Source organism: Laspinema palackyanum D2c (assembly GCF_025370875.1).
GTDB lineage: Bacteria > Cyanobacteriota > Cyanobacteriia > Cyanobacteriales > Laspinemataceae > Laspinema > Laspinema palackyanum.
On record NZ_JAMXFD010000036.1, the window covers coordinates 1 to 21,315 of the forward strand.

Below are 21,315 nucleotides of genomic sequence, written 5' to 3' on the forward strand. Positions count from 1 at the left end.
GATTTAACCACTCAAGAACATTGAAGATTTTGGAAATTCATTAGATAAATTTATCACCACAAGTCCTAAAGAGCCATTTTCCACAGCATCATGGTCGAGAATAAAAATCACATATCCCAAGGGCACTAGAATTTCTTTGGCAACGGCTTGGGTCCAAGCGGTTTTGCCGGTTCCCGGTGCACCATGAACAAGGACGGCGAGTTGAGGTTGGGTAAAGATGGCCTCTTGGACGCGATCGCTAAAGCTTTGAATATCCGTAGGAAAGGTGCGAATGGGAAATTCGCTCTGAACTTGACCGACACGGCTTTGATAGCCACTGAGCATGACCGCTAAATTGTAGGTGGCTTTGTTAATGAGCGATCGCAAATCGTTGGCAATCAGCGTATATTGAAATTGATTGCGGCCTATATTTTGAATGCGCCCGAGGTGGTCGATTTGCAGCCAAATGTCCTGTTTTTTCCAATAGGCATAAACGGTCCCGATTGTTTCGATGCGCTCCCAAGTGGAAAACCGCTCGATGGGATAATAAAAATGCCGGTCTTGGTAATATTGGGTAATCAAATTGGGCCGGCCCAAGAGGTCGAGAACTTTAAAAATGGTAATCTCTTGGAGGCGTTTGAGGACGTAATCAATGGGAATGCTGTCCCGGCTAACCAATTGAACCACGGGGGTTTCTGCGGTGAGCATATCGGCGGTGTGATAATTGGGTCCAGCGGGTGCGGGAGTAATGTAATCCCAAAACTCGTTGAAATCTCCCCGGGTGTATTCGGAAAACACATTTAAAATATTGGCCCACCAAGTGAAGTTTTGACGACCTAATGCATCGGCAATATCACTACTCATATCTAAGGTTTTGTGGGCCAATTCCCAGGGGTCTTTAGCCGCGAGATGGAAAAAATAACCCCAATCAAAATCCCGGGATAAGGGTCGCCAACCCGCTCCCAGTAATCCCCGGTCTTGATTGGATTGGCGATCGCGAAGTTCGTTTCCGTTGTCAAAGTTGCCAAATGCCATAATTTAAGTGAGTTTTGATGGCCGAACTGAACTAAAAGTTTACACTGAGCCTTTAATGGGTTGGAAACCTTAGCCCTTTCTTGAAAATAAGAGGGAACGGTTAGTTTCTGTTGATGGAAATTATGCGGCTGCTACATGGGGGCAAAGTAATTATGGCAAAATTCCTGATATGAAGATGATGTTTTTCATAAAGTCCCTACGGATAGAATGTTAATAACAATGGGGGGCGATCGCCGAGTCAATGACCTAGGCGATTTCCCCGGGGTCTCCTCCTGGAAATGCTGATAGGTTCCATTGGTCCGAGTTCTCTAGTGGCAGCATGGCGATCGCATGGCTTTGGATGGGGTACTAATGTCCGGAGTAAACACTGTCGGCGTTGAGCTCTACCGGGAAGGCGATCGCCCCCCATTCAAATTTATGGCAATTTAAAAAGTTAGGCTTTTGATTCCAACATAATACAGATATGTTACACCCTTGTCAAGAGGGCAAGAAAATTTTGTGGGCGGGTGTCTATAGCCCGTCTCAATACAGGAGTGGGAGCATCTTGCTTCCTACGGCGCAAACGACAGCAAGATGCTCTAACGGATTAATTTTAGGGTTGGAATCATTTAGACCCTCTCTATCCAGGCTCTGAGGGCAAGAGGAGGGGTAGAGATCAGGTGTTGACCCGAAATCTCCCGGGAGAGGTTGCTCATACTTCTGTGGGCCCTTATTCTGAATCTCCCGTTTCTGAAGTAGGGTCGGCAGGCTATAGTAAAAGAAAGAAGCCACCCAGGATAAAATCGAGGGGTTCTATTATGCAATTAGCCGATTCAGATATTGATTTATTTTACCATCTATACTATTCTATCTTAATTTACGTTAATCAAAAATTTGGTCTTTTTGCAGGATTCGGTGGCTCGGAGGAAATGTCAGAACTGACGCCGCTACAGGTTAATGAACTCCGCCAGCAACTCTATACTCATCCCTACCTGTTTGATTTATTTGCAGAAGAGAATCCCCTAAAATTTACTCCAGATTTACTCACCATTGTTGCCAGTTGGAATAATTTTATTTCCGGAAGATTTTATATTTATAGTTATCAAAAAAAATATGCCGTGTTAATTGACGATCGCCCTCCGAGTAAAGCCTACGGGGTTTTAGCCTTGGATTGTCCCTTTCCGGAACTGGTCGGGAGCGTTTTGCCGGTGATGGTGGAAACGGTGCTCTTACCCTTTAAAAACAAAATTATCTATGATGGAACCTTACAAGCCTATCCCTTTTATTTAGGCTTGAGCATTAAAGGGAGTCTGAGTGAAACCTATCATCATGCGGTGGAAAAATTTGGAATTATCGCCTCTTTGACCGAATTTGAAGCAGGGGAACAATCACCAGAACCTCAGCCCGATGATGACCTGGGCCCCCTGAGCGATGGGGAACGGCTGAAAATTTATCTCCAGAGTGAAGACCATCGACAAAAATATGAATTACAGATTCAAGAATTAGTTGAAAAAACTGTAGAATTAAAAGTTATATATTACCAGGAAATGGGGCGGTTGTATGCCGAAATTTATCAGGATCGCTGGCGAGAAATTGGGATGAAAAAGGGATGGATTGCCCTGTTTGAAGAAATGCCGATCGCCAGCGGGGGAACCAAAGCCGAACTGGAGGGAATTTTAAAGAAAATTCTCCCGGCTGATCGCCGAAAATTCGTCTATATTTTTCGCCTCAAACCGGGCGATCGATAAAATTGCAGGGACTGAAACCAAATACGGTACTTGTAGTCTGTAACCACCAACACCCCAGGCAAGGTGCGGCGATACGGATGGAGCCTCTCCTGGGCTTCGGTTTAGAGGAAACAGACTTGAAACGAAACCACCGGATTGAGCCTAAAAGCCATTCCCCCCCCTCAGATAGACTAGGGACAGAGAGGGTGCTACAGGGTTGCACATCGATTAAAATCACCGTCTGGTGAACATTAAGATTTTCTACAGGACTCCAGGGGTGGCCCCACGAATGGCAAATCAACGAATCATCAAAAACAACAAATTGAGTTTACGAGCACAGCAGATTTACCGATGGATGGGATTTGGCATCGTGATGTTGGCTGCGGTTTGCCTAGCGCTTCCTGGGCGATCGCAAGATTCAGCCGGGGTGATGCGCTTGATGCAAACGAATCAGTGCCAAGCCTGTATTCTGACGGGGGCCAACCTGAGCAATACGGACCTCACGGGTGTGGATCTCAGTGGTTCTAACCTGACGAATGCCAATTTCCGAGGGTCCGATTTGAGAGGGGCCAATCTGACCGGGGCCAACCTCACTGGGGCGGACTTACAAAGTGTCAATCTTCGAGGGGCCAATCTGACCGGGGTCAACCTCACTGGGGCCAATTTATCTCGGAGTCAGCTCGTGGGTGCCATTTTATTTTTAATTAACCTCGCCAATGCAGATTTGACCGAAGCTAATTTAAGCGGGACGGATCTCAGCCGCATCTACATTGAGCAAGCGAACCTGAATGGTGCTCAACTCCAGGGGAGCAATCTCACGGGTGCGGAACTGTTTGGGGTGACCCTCAACAATGCCAACCTCAGTGGTGCGATTCTCAATAGTGCCAATCTCAGTGGTGCCAGTGCGCGGCAAGCGTTCCTGCAAGGCGCACAGATGCAAGGAGCCAGTCTCAGAAATACTAACCTGAGCACGAGTAACTTCCGAGGGGCCTTGTTAACCCAGGCGGACCTCTCCGGTGCGGATTTATTGGATGCCGATATGCAGGGGGTCATCCTCAATGAGGCGATTTTGATTAATACTCAGATGAGAAATGTCCAGCTTCAGGGAGCGAGTTTAGAGGGGACGATTCTCTCGGGTGCGGACCTAGAGGGGGCAATCCTCACCGGGGCCACCTTCCGGGATGTCGAACTCACCGGCACTAATCTACGAGGGGCGGATCTAACTCGGATTGAGATTGAGAATGTAGATTTTACTCAAGGGACAATTTGTGACGCTATTTTACCCGATGGGAGAACAGCAAAGTGCCGTTAACCGGAGATCTTGCACCCGAATCGTTTAAACTCCCGCTCTGGGGTAGGAATTTGCTCGGTTGACTGTTAAAATAATCGGCTATGAAGATTTTTGAGTTGAATTGAACGACTAAAACCAAGGGTCAGGGATGAGAGATGAGAGGTTAACTTTATGGGACTGAGCCTGGAGAAAAGGGGAATTTAAGCCTAAAGAGTCATGAGCCGGATTGTAGACCTGTCGCCAATCGGTATCAACTGGGTTGGATGAGGTCCTTTCCTGGTTCAAATGTTCAAATTCGGAGCCTTACCGGCAGATTAAGCCAGGTTTTCTAGTCTAGGTTCTGCGCTGAGGAAAGCACTGGAGGTAACTTATAAACCCGCAGGGATTCCGAGTACAAATTACCATTCACCGGGGATTGGCCCTGGCGATCGTTAGAATTCAGAGAATCTGGGGTAATCTAAATAGGGCCAATTTGCCTAGAACTACAGCAAAAAGAGGGGACAGTAGAAGCGATCGCCGGATTAAATTAACGGTCAATTGTAGCCCAAATCACTTTTTGGGAGCAGTGGGATGGGGTATCTCTACGGGGTAAATCTATAAACAATGTCAACCCCCGTAGGATGTTTTAACCGCCGAACCCAGAAGGCTCTTAAAGGCTAGAAAATAGAAACCCAGAGGCAGTTTATCTGGGGGTTGAGATTCAAACCCCCCCCTTTGAGGGATCCGCTCCCCCCCGGGGAATTGAATCGTCCAAAGCGAGTCAATTCTTGGGCAGTACCCGAGAAAATTTCCCGGAAACTGCATCGAACTAGAAAGTGGCAGGACTTGATCCTCGGCGAGATATTTGGAATTTCATTCCTCAAACCTTGGGGAAACCCGCTAAAAAATCTATCAATTTTCAGTTAAAAACCGGGTAAACTATTTCCAAGGGCGATCGCTCCCCAAGCCTCCTAGACGATTCACCCCTATTCAGGGAACTTTTACCCCGGCGATCACGGCTTAAATATCCAGGACCGGCGCTTTAAATCTGGCCAATTTTAGAGGGGGTTAACCTGGCTTTGAACCAGATTTCCGGGAGCGTCAAAGTCCGCCAAGAATAACCCTAGAGAAGTTCAGTATTGAGGTTATGCTCACCTCCCTTAAAGTCAACTTAATTGGTGCTTGTCTGGGATTCGTAACCGTGGGTTTCGGAGCCTTCAGTAATCCCGCGATTAATCCAGAAAGCCACACTTGCCCAAATGCCCAAACCATTGGAGGCCAGATTTGCCGGGGTCAAGTTCCCAAAGAAATGCCAGAAGAAGCTTGGGGTCAATTTGGAGCCGTTGCTTATCAAGCAGCCGCCGAAGTGATGCGCTCCAATAATGCTGAACCACAACCTTTAACCGAGATTCAAAAAGAATATTTACGCCCCCATTTTGGCGATTTAGTTGATCGGGTGGAAGTCGTTTATAATGCTACTTTAATGGAAGATTGGGTGGCGGCGAGTTTCAAAATTAATGTCGGTGAATCCAACGCTCAAGTTTATGGAAACACCATTTATATTAAGAAGGAGATGAAAGAAAAGGACTTTGAGCAACTTGTCCTGCTCTCCCACGAACTCATCCACTGCCAGCAGCACGAAGAACTCGGCAGTTTAGGAAATTTTGGCTATCACTATTTTAAGGAATATAAGAAGGCCAAAGAAAACTACAGAAATAATAAATTAGAAGTAGAAGCCTTCGATTTCGAGAAAGAATTCGCGGAAGGGTTAGCCCAAAAAATGCCCGGATCTTACCGTCCCCGATAACTTCAGGGGCACCGGCTAAATTTTCAACCCTGAAGGGGGGGTCCGCGCCACAGAGAGAGGCACTTACAGGGTAGTCAGTCCGGAGGGTTTAGTGCTATTGTGGAAGGAACAAATGGTCCGCTTAAACATCATCCCAACTCAAGACACTCCACTCGCACAAGCAGAACTTATGATTCGATTTAAACTTGCTCCGGCCCTCAGTTTAGCGTTAACCTTAGCGATTACTTCTATCCTCGCTGCGGCGCAACCGATGTTTGCTCTGTCTAATCTGAGTCAACCCGTCTCCCAAGTGACGCAAATTGGTCCATCCGGGGCGATCGCCACTCCCCTACATCCGAGTCTGCTGTCGCAAGTTTCCGGCAACTTAGCCTCAGTATGGATGACTCCGGAAATCCCCCATCAGGGGGCCTTGATTGCCCAGGGGTCTGGAAGTGACCCGATCCGGGATGCCCTCGGATGCTCCTGTGCAATCTGCATCGGACAGTCACAAATCGAAGTTTAGCACTGAAATAGAGCAGGGGAATCAGAGCGATGATATCCTTCAAACTCGCTCTGTCCTTTGCAGATTTATGCCTCGGGGTGCGCTTTTTCTAGGTCGGATTTGGACAGGGGAAGGAGAACGCTGACGGTAGTGCCGAGATTAATCTGACTGTCTACCCGAATCCAACCGTGATGATTTTCCACGATCGCCTGGACGATCGCCAGTCCCAATCCGGACCCCGTAGAACCCCATTCCGGCGATTGTTGGGGTTCATGACTCCGCGCTGGGTCCACCCGATAAAAGCGATCGAAAATATGAGGCACTGACTCCGGGGGAATGCCGATTCCGCTATCTTTCACCGTAACTTGGATGCCGCCATTGCCACTCGGGCGATTGCTCACCGCGCTACATTCTAAGGTGATGGCAATTTGGCCCCCTTTCCCTGTGTATTGCAATCCATTACTGACTAAATTCGTAAAGAGTCGCGCCAGTTGGTCCCAATCTCCGGGGATGGTAAAATCCGGACCCGGTTCGGTTTCTATATCCCGAGGAGGGGACGGAGGGGGATTAGCGCTATGGGGAGGATCAATAATTTCTAACACCAATTCAATGCCTTTTGCGGAGGCGATCGCCTCCTGTTCCTCCATCACTTCCATCAATAAGGCATCCATTGGCACAGGTTGTTTCCTCACCTTCACCATGCCGCTATCTTGTCTGGCTAAAAACAGCAAATCATCCACCAATCGTCCCATGCGGCGCGTCAAGCGTTCTACTAACTGCAATTGCTGGCGATGGATGGGCGAATCTAATTCCGGGTCCGCAAGGGCCACTTGCACATTGGTTTGAATGGTGGCGATGGGATTTCTGAGTTCGTGGGAGGCATCAGAGGTAAACTGTTTGAGACGCTGGTATGATTCTCGTACAGGTTTCATTGCTAATCCTGACAGTAACCAGGCGATCGCACTAATGGCAATTGCCATCAGGGAGGTGCCCAAACTTAAATCAATAATTAACTGGCGAATCGGTTTGGTAACTTCAAACCAGGGATGACTGACTCGCAAATATCCCACCACTTGCCGTCCCATTTCCACGCGATCGGTAAATTGGCGCAGGAGTTGTCCTTGAGACAGTTGTACTGTTTCCCCATTCTTTTTCGGGTGCAGGGGTATTTCTAAGGGTTCCCAGAGGGTAGACCATAATAATTCCCCCGTGGGACTAAACCATTCTAAATCGATATGGTCATCTTCGACAGTTTTGGCATTGTTGCGGAAACTGGCGACAACATTCACGGTATATTGTCCGGTGTTGGGGTTTTCATCGATCGCCAGCGATCGTTCCACCACTTCCACAACGTGCTTGAGGGTGTCATCAATGCGATCGATTAACGTACTCCGAACATACACATAAAATCCCGTAGCAAACACCAGCAGCAACACGGCTGTGAGTGCTGCGTACCAAATCGCTAACCGTCGGCGCGTTGCTTGAAACATTTCTCCGATAATCCTGTAGGTTTATTATAATTGTAGAGTGAAATTTCAACTAAAACCCCGACCCGCGAAGGCAGGACCGTGACCCATACCGACTAGGATTGCGCGGCCTAATCTGCAAGAGGGTGAAACTAGGTAATCCTTTAATTCTATGACTTTTAATAGGCGATATTTCTTGATTTTTACTTTCACTCTCGTTCCCCTGTATTGGATAGCGGCGATGGCAGATAATTTTATTCTTTCCCTAAACTTTACAGCCAATATAGCCCAGGCAACGAATAATTTAAACGTTTCTACCGCCTCTTATTTAGGAAGTGACGCTGATGATTTTGGGACTGCCGTGGCGATTAGTCCCGACCGAACCATCTTGTTCACGGGAAAAATTCCTCACCATAATTTTGGCCTCACTCCGGTTAACTTAGTCGGCGGTGGAGATGGGGTGATTCTTCAGACGGATGCTACGGGGAGAAAGCTATTATCCCTGACGCGCATGGGGAGGATGATCGATGATATTGAAGTGAATGGCAGGACCGGAAAAATCGCGGTTGTCGGAGATTTTGGCTTGGCATTGTTAGGCGACGCTCAAACTTTACTCTGGCATCAGGAGTTAGGCAGTGGCGGGAGTGCCACGATGAGTAATGGCCGCAGGGTGGCAATGGGAACCGATGGCAAAATTGCCGCTTTATTTAACAAGAAAATCACCATTTTTGACGAAATGGGAACCGTTGTCTCCGAATTTACCATCCCGGGGAAATTTGTAGAAGATGTGGCCATTCATAGTTCCAGTCAATCCATTATCATTACTGGATATACCCAGAAAGATCGCGGGGGATGTCGGCAATTGCAAGTGGCTTTTATTCGCAGTTATGATTATCAGGGAAATCTGAACTGGACCAATTATGATTGGACTCATGGGGAAGCACACAGGGGGAACTCTTCCTGTGCCGATACCCGAGGCAGTCGCCTCACCCTGGGATTAGATGGCAACCTCTATTTTGCCGGGGAAAGTGCTGGAGGTAATACGATTTTTAGATATGACCCCCGAGACTTGAGCAAAGATGCTCCGAATGTCATCTTTGACCCCTACAATCATCCTTATAATACGGCCTCGAATCATATTACTTATTATGCTCGATTTGACCCAGTTACTGGGGAAATTCACGCTGGGCAATTCAACTTGTCGCGCCTGAGTAATGGCCGAGGAAATACGATTATCCCCCGGGCGATCGCTGCTGATGAAGGGGGGAATTTATATATAGGAGGAAAATCTTCCGCCAGTTTCGCCAATCGCAATGAATCTACCATTTCGGGTCAATCCGGGGCCTATGCCGCTGCTGATAATTTTGTTTTAGCAGTGCCCTCAGATTTGAGGACTCGAACCTTTATGGTCAGTTGGAATAAAGGGTGTAAAGGGAATAATCAAGTGGTGGGAATTGCTACGGGATATGGGATAACCGCTATGATTTCTGATACGGCTGGCTGTGATATGATTACGGTGAATCCGTTACAGGGAAAACCGCAGGGAGGTATGGAGATTTTGTATTCAGTGTGGGAGAATTGAGGAGATAGGAAAGGAGCGATCGGGCTTAAATCAAGGCTTTTATTAATACAATGTTGTCTTGATGTGGTTGTGAAGACATTCGGGAAGGTGCGATTAATTGAGGGGACTCGCACCTGGGTGGGGATATTTTATACTCAGTTCAAGAGGAACAGAGACGATGAAAATAGATATTCAATCCGGTTGATGTAGCCTCGATCAACCCACAGGTTTTTCTCCTGGGGTTGATCTGGCTTAGGAGTTGGGAGGACTATACTGATGCCGGTATCGCCCAGGGTTGCCATGCTTTTTGCTGGACGGAAATCGTGCCACTGCGGACTGAGGCATCCCAGCAAGTGCGATCGCCTTCGCGCCAACAGCGTAAGTCAATCGAGGAATCCCCCACCTCTAAATCGCACAGGGTCAAATCCGGTAACCAAGCGGGCAAATAGGGATCAACATATAAGCAGCCGTGGGGTGCATCCGCTTGTAATCCCAATAGGGCCTGGATTAGGTGAAAGACGGAACCTGCGGCCCAGGCTTGGGGTATATTCGCCTCAATATAGGGAACGGGAAATGCTCCCATCTGGCGCTTTGTTCCGGCATAGACTTCGGGAATCCGATAGCAAGCGAAATGGCTGGCTGTCTCGAAAATATCCGCTGCTACACCTGCAACGGCTTCATGGAAGCCATAGCGTTTAAATCCGAGGGCAATGATGCCGTTATCATGGGGCCAGACGGACCCGAGATGATAGGAAAAGGGGTTAAAAGAGGGGTGGTTTGAGGACAAGGTGCGAATCCCCCAACCGCTAGACATATCCGGTTCTAGCAGCCGTTTAACCACCCGTTGAGCGCGTTCTGGGCTGACGATGCCACTCCAGAGGCAATGACCCGGATTTGAAGTGATTGAACGGACCGGCTGTTTATCTGGATCTAGGGTTAAGGCATAAAATCCCAAGTCTTCACACCAAAAGCGTTCCTCAAATTGTTCTCGCAGTTTTTCGGCTTTGCCTTGTAATTCCGTGGCGTTCTTTTTCTCACCGAGTGCCTCAAAGACTTCCGCCATCCGCATCCAAGCATCAAAGACATAGCCTTGGAGTTCGCACAGGGCTTTTGGGGATTTGACTTGCGTTCCATCGGGATAGATAATAGACTCTCCGGAGTCTTTCCAGCATTGGTTCTCGATGCCTTTTTCTGAGCGCATTTGATATTCTTGGAAGCCATCCCCATCCAAATCCCCGTAGCGATCGATCCAGTCCAAACAGCGGAGGGCGACATCGCGGTACTCTTTTAATAGGGCGTCATCTCCTAACCATTTCCAGGTTTCGTGGAGGACGATTGTATAGAGGGGGGTGGTATCGGCAGCCCCGTAATAAGGCGATCGCGGACTTTTTTTCAAGTAAACCAACTCCCCATGACGCAGTTCATGGAGGATTTTGCCCGGTTGTGCATCCTGCCAATCACTGTATTCCTTAGCTTGAAACTGCCCTAATTTCTGGAGTGCACCTCGGGCAAACCCCGGATGAATAATCTCATTTTGCAAGCTGGCGGTTAAGCTATCCCGACCAAATAGCGCCACATATTTGGGAACTCCTGCTGCGGGTAGCCACACATCGGGAGCCATATCGTAGTCATAGAGGCGCATCGCACTCATGTCTTCGAGACTTTGCCGGTATAGTCGCTTGACATCCTCGTTTGAAGTGTTGATGGTTGTGCAGACATCCTGCCACTGCTGCTGCAACTGTTGCAGTTCGGTATTTACATCGGATTTGATGGCTTCGTCATAGCACAAGGCGATGGGGTTGAGGCAGTGTTCGTTATCAATCAGGATATAGCAGCAGCAAGCGTGCCAACTTGCACCCGCTTCTAATTCAATCTGAAAGGTGACTCGACCATTCGCATAATGCGGGGGTGATGTCAGGTGATTCCAATGGGCGATCATGCACCGATAAAAATCCCCATTGTTATAGGTATGGCAAAGTTTATACTCTTTTTTATCCCAGTCGGTTTCAATTTGCCCCCGGCGCACGAATTCCCCGGATTGCACTTCAAAAATATCCGCAAAGTCGGAATTAATCTCTAAATCCAAATGAAACTTGACTGCTTCGAGGCTATGATTGGTAATATCTAGGTCTTCATGAATTCCCTGTTCGGCAGTTCGAGCGATGGTTAAGGATAGCGCGCCTTTAGGAATTTCTCCGTTTTGGCTAGAAATGGCGGGATTGGTTAAATAAATTTTGCTGGCGTAATAGCGCGTGACTGACGAGGTGAGCCGCACCCATGACGCATTGTCTATAAAGCAGGCATATTCACTTAAAAACCGGGTATCATCAGCAAAAATTCCTTGAAACTTATCGCATTCAATTTGTCCGTCCAGTTCAGACACCATAAATATGCTGCCATGATTAATGGTTAAAAAAGGGGGTTCTACAGTGACTTTCATGTTAAATTTAGGTAATTTATAAACGAGGGAACCGGATGAGGGTTCAGCGCATTACCACTGAACCGCTGGAATGGAACGGATGTGTTAGGTTTTAAAATTACTGACCACCTCTATTTAGTTGCTAACACACCCCTTAAATTCCTTGGGTTTGAAAGGGTGGTTGGTAAGAAATTAACTCGCTTGAGAAGCGCGCTCAAAGCGGCGGTTCACTTCTTCCCAATTGACGACATTCCACCAACTCTTCAAATATTCCCCCCGCTGATTTTGGTAGTTCAAGTAATAGGCGTGTTCCCAGACATCATTGCCCATAATAGGATATTGTCCATCCATCAAAGGGCTATCTTGATTGGGGGTACTGGTAATTTCTAGTTGTCCTTGAGCATTGCGAACTAACCAAACCCACCCACTGCCAAATTGACTGGTTCCCGCTTGATTAAATTGCTCTTTGAAGGTCTCAAAACTGCCAAAGGTGTCATTAATGGCTTGAGCGATCGCCCCGGTGGGTTCTCCCCCGCCATTGGGACTCATAATTTCCCAAAACATGGAATGATTGACGTGACCTCCGCCATTATTTCTAACGGCTGTGCGGATATTTTCGGGGACCTGATTTAGATTACGGATTAATGCCTCAACGCTTTGGTTTTGCAGATTGGAATTATTTTCTAATGCCTTGTTTAAATTACTAACGTAACTGGCATGATGCTTATCATGATGTAACTCCATCGTCTGAGCATCAATATGGGGTTCTAGGGCATTATAGGGGTAAGGCAATGGGGGTAATTCAGCCGGAGAAGCATTGAGTTCATTTCCGGGACTGGTTGGGGTTGCTGGCGTTTGAGACAGGTTGGTTTGACCCATTCCCTGACAAGCAATCAGCAGGAATACAGCCATTAATCCGGCCAGAACTGAACCAAACCGCCATTTTTTCGCGTTACTCATGGGTAAATCTCCAATGGGTGAATCTAATTAAAATTTAGCGAGTGATGCGAAGAATTTTATCACCATCTGGGGGACAACCGCCACGACCATCACAATTGCTGGTGGTGATATAAAGCTCACCATCAGGTCCAACGATCGCCTCTCGGAGTCGTCCGTACTCCCCTTGCAAATACACTTCATGCTGTTGCACTTGTTGGGGAGATTCCGGGTCAAAAACCACGCGCTGCAAATGTTCCGATCGCAGAGAAGCGATGATTAAATTTCCTTGCCATTCAGGGATTGCCGTTCCTGTATAAATGGCCGCACCTCCCGGAGGTAATGCCTCTCGCCAGACGATAGAAGGAGTAACTAATCCCGCCTGGGATTCACAGCTTTCAAGGGTCGGCCACCCGAGATTATCCCCTGCTTGTGCGACACTCAGTTTATCATGGCCTCGTCTGCCTAATTCCCCGCTGGGTCCATGATCCGTGACTTGCAAGGTTGACTCATTCACCCAATCAAATCCTTGAGTATTGCGAATACCCAGAATATAGACGGGATTACCCGGAAATGGATTATCCGGGGGGACATCGCCCTCGGGAGTGACCCGGAGAATTTTACCGGCGAGACTGCTGACATCTTGGGATAAGTCGGGTTCCCGGGCATCTCCTGTGCCAATATACAGCATCCCATCGGGTCCAAAGCGAATCCGTCCGCCATTATGGAATTGTGCGACGGGAATATTATCCAAAATCATGCGATCGCGAGTCGCCTTTAACCCATCTGGGGCAAGTTGCCATCGTTCAACTCGGTTAACTGATGAGCCATTTGTATCGGCAGTATAGTAAATATAGAAGAATCGATTACTGGCAAAATCCGGATGCATGGCAATTCCCAGCAGTCCCCCCTCACCCCTGGCCGTAACCGTAATATTGGCGACTGCTTCGGGCCGCAGTTGACCGTTTTGGACCAATCGCACCTGTCCGTTTCGTTCCGTGACCAGCATATCCCCATTGGGCAAAAACCCAATCCCCCAGGGAACATCCAGTCCATTCACGACCTCTTCTACCCGAACATTGACTTGACCTTGGGGACCAAAGCTATTTTCTACCAAGATACAAGCGGCCTCACTACTGGGGGTGGGAACCCCTTGGGCCTGTTCCTGGGGCCGGATCCCCTGTCCGGTGGTGTTATTTTCCAGCAATGCGCCGGAGGGGGCGGTACAACTGGCCACCCCCATTAAACTCACGATGGATAGGAGGGGGAGAATATGGGTTAACTTCATCATCAACTCTAAAACCTCAGTCATTGGATTCTACCGATTTAAGCAGGTAGAGTGACCCCTTAATATAAGAGCGTAAACCTCAAGAACTGCCAGTATTCGGTTATAATGGGTACGGCGGTTTTGGGAATACCAATCCACGCTATAATAAAGAAGTAACAAATGACATCTGTCCTGGGGAAGAGTCGCCCCGGATACCCAACTCAGATAGGTGATGGAAAATCGGAGAGGAAGGGAGAATAATAATGCCTTTACTCTAGCCGATCACCATTATTCCCTTTGATTAATAAGACCGAATCACTAGGAGAAAATGCGCTACAACTCTGGGTTGAATCCTAGAAACGCCCTCGGTTCTTTCAAAGAAGTCCGGCCTATCCGGGATTAACTAGGGGGTTTTGTAATTATAAACAAAAATAGTCGAGTCAGGAGTTGGCAAACCATGATCAATTGGGGTCATTATTATCTATCTATTTTCAGTGTTGTGAGTGCCTTACTATTCGTTGAGGGAGGTCTATGGCAGAAATCCCTTCAGGCACAAGTCATCCCGGATAATACCCTACCGAATCCTTCCGGAGTGCAGATCAACGGCAATACCCTCACGATTGAGGGGGGAACTGCTGCCGGGAGTAACTTGTTCCATAGTTTCCAGGAATTTTCCATCCCGACGGGAACTGCTGCACTTTTTAACAATTCTCCGGCGATCGCGAATATTATTACTCGGATTACAGGAGGCAAACGGTCCCAAATTGATGGGACGATCGCCGCCAATGGTAGCGCCAATTTATTTCTCATTAATCCCAGTGGCATCGCCTTCGGACCGAATGCGAGTCTCAATCTGGGCGGTTCCTTTGTTGGGAGTACCGCTAACCGTATATTATTTCCAGGCGATCGCGCCTTTAGCGCTACGGACCCTGATTCATCGCCAATTCTGAGTGTGAATGTCCCCATCGGGTTACAATATGGACCGAATCCTGAGAGTATTGTTGTGAGAAATTCAGTCCTGACTGTGTTGCCGAATCAAACCTTAACCCTGGTGGGGGGTGAGATTACCCTGGAGGGAGGACAATTACTGGCACCCGGTGGGACGGTGAGTTTGGGGGGGATATCCGAGGCGGGAGTGGTGGAATTACCAGGAGGAAACGCCCTAAAACTGCCGGAATCCGTGAGGCGATCGCCACTTACTCTCACGAATGAGGCGCGAGTGGATGTGGCCGGTGCAGGGGGTGGAAGTATCTCAATTCAGGTGGAGAATCTGCTGATTTCCGGTCAGTCTGAGATTCGCGGGGGGATTGGGGAAGGGTTAGGAGAACCGGGTGGACAAGCAGGAGATATCGACATTGACACTCGGGGAAATATTGTGCTAACCGCAGAGAGTGCGATCGCCAATGAAGTTCAACCCACGGGAATTGGAGATGGCGGGAACATCACCTTGAATACCACCACCTTTTCCGCCACCAGTTCGAGGATTTCCACTAGCACATCGGGAGAAGGGAATGGGGGAAAACTGCAAATTACCGCCCGAGAGTCGGTGATATTTGATGGACAAGGGAGAGAGGATTTCATCACCCTCGCCTCGGCCGATGTGGCACCGGAAGGGGTGGGAAATGCAGGCGGTATCGAGATTCAGGCGCGTTCTGTGTTGGTCAAAGATGGGGCGGGCATGATCACCGGAACCCGGGGGAGAGGGAATGGTGCACCTTTAATCATTCGCGCAGTGGAGTCGGTGGTTTTTGATGGGTTGAATTCCAGTAACGATGTGCTAAGACCCACGGGGGCGGAAAGTACCGTAGACCCCGAGGCAATGGGAAATGCGGGAAGTTTAGAGATTGAGACGGCAGCATTACGCATTCTGAATGGGGCGAATGTGGGCAGTACCACCTTTGAGGCGGGGAATGGAGGTCCTGTGCGATTACAGGCAACGGAGGTGATGGAATTTGGAGGAGTCGATCGCGTAGGTAATCCGGTGATTGTGTTTAGTGATACGTTGGGAGAGGGGAATGGGGATAATTTACGGATTGAAACGCCGAGGTTGATGTTGCGGGATGGGGCACAGATTAGTGTGGGTACATTTGGTGCGGGGGATGGGGGAAATTTGGAGATTTTGGCAACGGAGGCGATCGTGTTATCGGGTTCAGTTCCGGCAACGGAGGGGGGATTTTTCTTTACGGATGAGTCTGGAACGCTGTTCCCCACGGGCATTTTTGCTGCTTCTACAGAAACGGGGAATGCGGGGACGATGCGGTTGCAGACGGGACAGTTAATGTTGGGCGATCGCGCGATTATTTCGGCCAGTGGTGAGAGTACGGGCGTTGCTGGGAATATGGAAATTGTGGCGCGGCAGATTCTGGTCAACAATGCGGCGATCGCCGCAGAAACGGTACAAGGGGATCAGGCGAATATTTTTATTGAATCTCGGGATATTCGCTTGCGGAATCAAGGGGGAATTACCACCAATGCCAGTGGGAGTGGAACGGGAGGGAATATTGCGATCGCCACGGATACCTTAGTTGCTGTAGAGAATAGCGATATCACTGCCAATTCCAGCGCCAGTTTTGGGGGTCGCGTGGCGATCGCCGCCCAAGGCATCTTGGGGACTAACTTTCGCACCGAACTCACACCCCAAAGTGATATTACCGCCACCTCCGAACTCGGGGCGGAGTTTAGCGGCAGTGTCACAATTAATACCCCCGATGTCAATCCCTCCACTGGATTGGTGGAATTACCCGAAATGCTGGGGCAAGCGAGGGATAATTACTTCGTCGGTTGTGCCTTATCCGATGAGAATTCTTTTACCATTTCGGGACGGGGAGGATTACCCACGGACCCGACTCAACCCCTTCAAACCCAACCAATTTGGCATGATTTACGCAACTTTTCCCAAGATTTAGAGGGGGAAACGGTTACTTTTGTCCCCACTGGCAGTCGTACCCCATCCTTGCCGGAAAAGCAGTCTTTCCGACTCAAGGAAGCTACCGCTTGGCGACGGGATGCCGATGGAACGATCGAGTTAATTACGGCGATACCCGAGGGAAGTATTTCTGTTTCCGGGTGGCGATCGCCACAGTGTCAACGAATTGAATAATCGCGGTTGTTAATATCTGGGAATCAGTCTTGCGAGTCACACCATACCTGGATATGATAGGAACGAGAGAAAATGGCCATTCTGATTCCCTAAGCGGATGAGGATACGCTCTCCCGATTCTTTAACAACCCGGCAATTTCTCCGGACCCATCAGATTGGATTGCTTTATGTCTAAAACTCCTGACTTGACTGAACCCCTCCTTCGCCAAAAATCCCTCCCTGAATTGTTTAGCAAAGGTCGGTCGGATTATGAATCTGGCAATGTAACCGCAGTGACCCTGCGAGGCAATTTACTCAATGCCGAAGTCATGGGTAAAGCAGTCCAACCCTATCGGGTTCGGGTCGGGTTTGATGAGGGCGGTTTGACCTCGGTGACTTGTTCTTGTGCATATCATCAGTCTGAATGGTGTGAACATATTGTTGCCACCCTATTTGTGGTGATGCGGCAACCAGAAGCGATTCAAGAGCGTCCAACTTTGGACCAACTGCTCAATCAGCTAACCCTGGTCCAAACCCAAGAATTAGTGCAAGAATTAGTCCAACAAAATCCACAACTCATGGATGAAATTGACTGTTATATTACGTTAAAAACTAAAAGAAGCAGCACAGCCAACCTGTCCAAAAACCAGCGACCTTCCCCCATAAATTCGGCCCCGTTTCGGCAGCAGGCACGGGATATTTTATATGAGGGGATGCGGTATTTTGAAAATTTAGATGGGGAAGACGACCCGGTAACCGAAGAGTTATTAGATTTAATTGATAATGTTCAAGGGTTAATAGAAATCGGGGAGACTTATAATGCTTTAATCGTGTTAGAAGCCATTGCCTCAGCTTGTGCAGCGGATTGGGACCGGGTGGAACAGTATGGGATTGATGCGGATGAAATTGTGATCGCCCTAGATGAGGCGATCGCCGAAGCAATTCTCAGCGACTCCCTCAGTTCCAGTGAGGTGGAACAGTGGCGATCGCGATTAGAAACCCTCCAAGATGAATGGAGTACCGAATTTGCCCTCAGCTTAGAATCCCTCACCCAAGGATGGGATGATCCCGATTTAGTAGCAGCCCTCAAAGGAACCCTAACCCAACCTGAAATTAAAGAAGAGTCGCTTACCAATTCTTCCCCGGATTTGGGATTAATTCGCTTAAAAATTTTGGATCGCCAAGAGCGATATCAGGAGTATTTGAACCTGGCTAAAGCAAAGGGCAAAATGAAACAATATCTGACCATGTTGGGCAGTTTAGGACGAACTGCCGAAGCAATGGAAGCCGCCCAGACCCAGATGAAAACGATGGAAGAAGCGTTATCCTTGGGTCAAACCTTACGCAGCAATGGGGAAGCCAGCAAAGCCCTGGAAGTCGGAAAAATAGGGTTGAAATTACCGGGGAATTGCCAATATGAACTCGCCAGCTGGACCGCTGATTTAGCCGAAGAATTAGGAAATACTGAGGTAGAACTGGAGGCGAGACAATCAGCCTTTTATGATAATCCTCATGCTACAGATTATTTCAGAATCAAAGAATTAACGGGTGAAAATTGGTCCAAAATTCAACCAGATTTATTAAATGCTCTCAAGCAATATACGACTTGGGGAAAAACTGAGGTTAAGGTGGATATTTTCCTAAATGAAGGGCTAATTGATGAGGCGATCGCCTGCGTAACCAACTTAAGTGATTATTATTCAGATTTGCTACATCGGGTCATGGATGCCGCAATTAAACACCGTCCAGACTGGGTGATAGAAAATGCACGACCCCGTGCAGAATCGATTCTGGATCGCAAAAAATCTGAATCCTATAATCAGGCGATCGCCTGGTTGAAAAAAGTCCGGGCTGCTTACATTCAAAAAGACCAGTGGGATACTTGGAAAACCTATCGTCAAGACTTGCTACAAACCCACGCCCGCAAACACAAATTCCGAGGGATGCTGGAAGATAGGCGCTTGGACTAAGTATCATCCTATCTGGCGAGGGGGAAGTCTTTCCGGCATTCGGTATCCCCCGCATTCCCTTGATGTTAAATAAGTGAATATACTCTGACTTATAATCTTCACAAGTGTTCTAATTTATGCCATAATTGTAGCACCAATCTCCTATAGGTGAGCGTATGTTTCCCTCTCAAAGGTTTACGATTACGACTTATCTCAGTCCCGATGACGTCCAAAAAAAATTAATGAGAGTTGTGGAACCTCCCCCTCAAGGGATACAGTTCCAGTGGAAAAGGTCGGAAAAACCCTACCAGGGACAAATCGGCGAACACTCTTTCAAAATTTCCCGAATCATCTCCTATCGCAATTCTTTTTTACCCCAGATTGAAGGTCGAATTCAGCCCCACGGCAGAGGCAGTCAAATCGAAATCAAAATGAAACTGCACCCTGCGGTGATGATTTTTATGTGCGTTTGGCTGGGTATAGTTGGACAAGGTGTTTTGATGTTTTTAGCGGTCCTGTTTCAAGAAGAATTTGACCCCTTGTTCTTAATTCCTGTGGGAATGTTAATTTTTGGTTTAGCATTACCTTGGGTTGGATTTCTACCGGAAGCTAAGGGGTCTAAACAGTTTTTAATAGAGTTGTTCCAAGCCGAAGAAAAAAAATTAATGTAAAAGGGATGGACAGCCTTTATGTTAAAATAGCAGCGGTTTAGGTGAAGGGAGAGGGCAACAATGAATATTCTGGTGTTTGGGAGTATCAATCTGGATTTAGTTACCCGCACCCACCGCCTGCCGAAACCGGGTGAAACCCTGGCGGGAATTAGCTTTTTTACGGCATCTGGGGGCAAGGGTGCAAATCAAGCGGTTGCTGCTGCAAAATTGGGGATGATAACCTGGATGATTGGACGGGTTGGGGGAGATAATTTTGGACGGGAACTGTTGGAGAGTTTGCAACAGTCTGGGGTGAAGTGCGATCGCATCTTCATCGATGAAAGCACCACCTCTGGAATTGCCACGATCGCCGTCGAGGATACGGGAGAAAATACCATTGTGATTGTTCCCGGGGCTAACGATCGCATCAATGAGTCAGACTGCGATCGCCTCACGGATTTATTACCCACTGCGGCAGCATTATTATTACAATTGGAAATTCCCCTCCCCGCCGTTTTGACAGCCGCTAAAAAAGCTCAAAATGCCGGAGTTCCGGTCATTTTAGACCCCGCCCCTGCCCGAGAACTGCCCCCAGAATTGTATTCCTTAATTGATATCATTACCCCCAATGAAACCGAACTGAGTCTCCTCACCGGAATTGCTGTGAGAGATGTGGAAACCGCCCGGGAAGCAATCCGCGAATTGCAAAACCGGGGAGTTAGAACAGCGATCGCCAAGTTAGGGGGAAAAGGCGTGTTTTGTGCCCGGGGAGAAGAACAGTTTTTTATCCCCGCCTTTGAAGTGGAAACAGTGGATACCGTAGCGGCAGGGGATGCCTTTAATGGCGCATTGGCAGTGGCGATCGCCCAGGGATTGCCCTTACCCGAGGCGGTAAGATGGGGGGCTGCCGCAGGTGCCTTAACCGTCACGAAACCCGGTGCTCAATCCGCCTTACCCAGTCGCCTCACCTTCGAGAAATTTCTCCGGGAGGGGAAAATCAAGACTTGATGGGTTGATCTACAGGCTGAGTCGTGGCGATCGCCGCAATCCCATATACTGAAATCCCCTCTTTAGACAGGGTTGTGATAGCTTCTTGACAAGTTGCCCCCGTCGTATAAATGTCATCGAGCAGAATCACCCCCTGTTTCGGCTTGTTGCGGCGCAACCGGGCCCCCACCGTCATCGAATTCGCGAGAGTTTGCTGGCGTTGTGCCGGGGATAATTGATTTAACGCCTCCGTATCGCGCACTCGTTCTAAACCCCGAGGTTCTAACGGATATCCCGTCAGTTCGCAAAAGCTTTTTGCCAGTAATTCCGCCTGATTAAATCCCCGTTTTCGTTGCTTGTCGGGATACATGGGAATGGGAACCACCGTCAGTCCCTGCGCTTTTGCCAGGGGAGACTGTAACCAAGTTTCAGCGAGGGCGTACCCCAGGGGTTGGGCGAGTTCCGGGCAGTTTTGGTACTTCATCACGGCGATCGCCCGTTTCATCACCCCCCCATAGCGACCCCAAATCAACACCGGAGGGGTTTCCTGTAATAACCGTTGCTTCACCGAGAATTTTTGGCGCTGTAACTGGCGATCGCAACCCGGACACAGCAGCGGTTTTCCCGGGCGATCGCACAAGGGACAATTGGGTTTTAAAAACAAATTCACCCACCCTTTCACCATTGCCGACCAATTTCCCATCATCTTTGAACTTCCCTTGC

Annotated in this window: 15 protein-coding genes; 9 read left to right on the plus strand and 6 right to left on the minus strand. The window is 48.4% G+C overall.

What is annotated here, in order from left to right:
* Nucleotides 1-3 precede the first annotated feature (3 nt).
* Entirely contained in the window at nt 4-1,014 is a 1,011-nt protein-coding gene (locus tag NG795_RS25690) for an AAA family ATPase (protein ID WP_367291448.1), read from the minus strand.
* 797 nt (nt 1,015-1,811) lie between these two features.
* Between NG795_RS25690 and NG795_RS25695 the strand changes: the two genes are divergently transcribed.
* From NG795_RS25695 to NG795_RS25710, 4 genes are all read left to right on the plus strand, one after another.
* Nucleotides 1,812-2,741 carry a structural protein gene (locus tag NG795_RS25695; RefSeq protein ID WP_367291449.1) on the plus strand — a complete coding sequence of 310 codons (930 nt, stop codon included), beginning with the start codon at nt 1,812-1,814 and terminating at the stop codon, nt 2,739-2,741.
* Nucleotides 2,742-3,009: 268 nt separating this feature from the next.
* Nucleotides 3,010-4,032 carry a pentapeptide repeat-containing protein gene (locus NG795_RS25700; RefSeq protein WP_367291450.1) on the plus strand — a complete coding sequence of 341 codons (1,023 nt, stop codon included), beginning with the start codon at nt 3,010-3,012 and terminating at the stop codon, nt 4,030-4,032.
* 1,105 nt (nt 4,033-5,137) lie between these two features.
* A complete protein-coding gene (locus tag NG795_RS25705) occupies nt 5,138-5,797 on the plus strand; it encodes a DUF4157 domain-containing protein (RefSeq protein WP_367291451.1) in 660 nt (219 codons plus the stop codon).
* A gap of 169 nt (nt 5,798-5,966) precedes the next feature.
* Nucleotides 5,967-6,299: a hypothetical protein gene (locus tag NG795_RS25710; RefSeq protein WP_367291452.1), complete on the plus strand. Its 333-nt coding sequence runs from the start codon at nt 5,967-5,969 to the stop codon at nt 6,297-6,299.
* A gap of 65 nt (nt 6,300-6,364) precedes the next feature.
* Here NG795_RS25710 and NG795_RS25715 read toward each other — a convergent pair whose 3' ends face one another.
* Entirely contained in the window at nt 6,365-7,768 is a 1,404-nt protein-coding gene (locus tag NG795_RS25715; RefSeq protein ID WP_367291453.1) for a sensor histidine kinase, read from the minus strand.
* 148 nt (nt 7,769-7,916) lie between these two features.
* On the opposite strand from NG795_RS25715, the gene NG795_RS25720 reads away from it, so the two are divergent.
* Entirely contained in the window at nt 7,917-9,326 is a 1,410-nt protein-coding gene (locus NG795_RS25720; protein ID WP_367291454.1) for an SBBP repeat-containing protein, read from the plus strand.
* Nucleotides 9,327-9,573: 247 nt separating this feature from the next.
* On the opposite strand, the gene NG795_RS25725 is transcribed toward NG795_RS25720, so the two are convergent.
* The 3 genes from NG795_RS25725 to NG795_RS25735 all read right to left on the minus strand — a co-directional run bounded on the left by NG795_RS25725 (nt 9,574) and on the right by NG795_RS25735 (nt 13,972).
* On the minus strand, nt 9,574-11,745 hold the full coding sequence (locus tag NG795_RS25725; RefSeq protein ID WP_367291455.1) for an amylo-alpha-1,6-glucosidase: 2,172 nt from the start codon (nt 11,743-11,745) through the stop codon (nt 9,574-9,576).
* 171 nt (nt 11,746-11,916) lie between these two features.
* Nucleotides 11,917-12,684 (minus strand): superoxide dismutase, encoded by a 768-nt coding sequence (locus tag NG795_RS25730; protein WP_367291456.1) that lies wholly within the window; start codon nt 12,682-12,684, stop codon nt 11,917-11,919.
* A gap of 34 nt (nt 12,685-12,718) precedes the next feature.
* Nucleotides 12,719-13,972, minus strand: a complete 1,254-nt coding sequence (locus tag NG795_RS25735) for a PQQ-dependent sugar dehydrogenase (RefSeq protein ID WP_367291457.1) — start codon at nt 13,970-13,972, stop codon at nt 12,719-12,721.
* 412 nt (nt 13,973-14,384) lie between these two features.
* Between NG795_RS25735 and NG795_RS25740 the strand changes: the two genes are divergently transcribed.
* The 4 genes from NG795_RS25740 to rbsK all read left to right on the plus strand — a co-directional run bounded on the left by NG795_RS25740 (nt 14,385) and on the right by rbsK (nt 20,613).
* Nucleotides 14,385-17,027 (plus strand): two-partner secretion domain-containing protein, encoded by a 2,643-nt coding sequence (locus NG795_RS25740; RefSeq protein ID WP_367291458.1) that lies wholly within the window; start codon nt 14,385-14,387, stop codon nt 17,025-17,027.
* Nucleotides 17,028-17,194: 167 nt separating this feature from the next.
* The gene (locus tag NG795_RS25745; RefSeq protein ID WP_367291459.1) at nt 17,195-18,976 is read left to right on the plus strand and encodes an SWIM zinc finger family protein; all 1,782 of its coding nucleotides are present in this window, start codon (nt 17,195-17,197) and stop codon (nt 18,974-18,976) included.
* A 155-nt stretch (nt 18,977-19,131) separates the two neighbouring features.
* Nucleotides 19,132-19,626: a hypothetical protein gene (locus NG795_RS25750; RefSeq protein WP_367291460.1), complete on the plus strand. Its 495-nt coding sequence runs from the start codon at nt 19,132-19,134 to the stop codon at nt 19,624-19,626.
* Nucleotides 19,627-19,686: 60 nt separating this feature from the next.
* Entirely contained in the window at nt 19,687-20,613 is a 927-nt protein-coding gene (gene rbsK / locus NG795_RS25755) for a ribokinase (RefSeq protein WP_367291461.1), read from the plus strand.
* On the opposite strand, the gene NG795_RS25760 is transcribed toward rbsK, so the two are convergent.
* Entirely contained in the window at nt 20,603-21,298 is a 696-nt protein-coding gene (locus NG795_RS25760) for a ComF family protein (RefSeq protein WP_367291462.1), read from the minus strand. The two genes, rbsK and NG795_RS25760, sit on opposite strands and share 11 nt — an antisense overlap.
* Nucleotides 21,299-21,315: the final 17 nt, after the last annotated feature.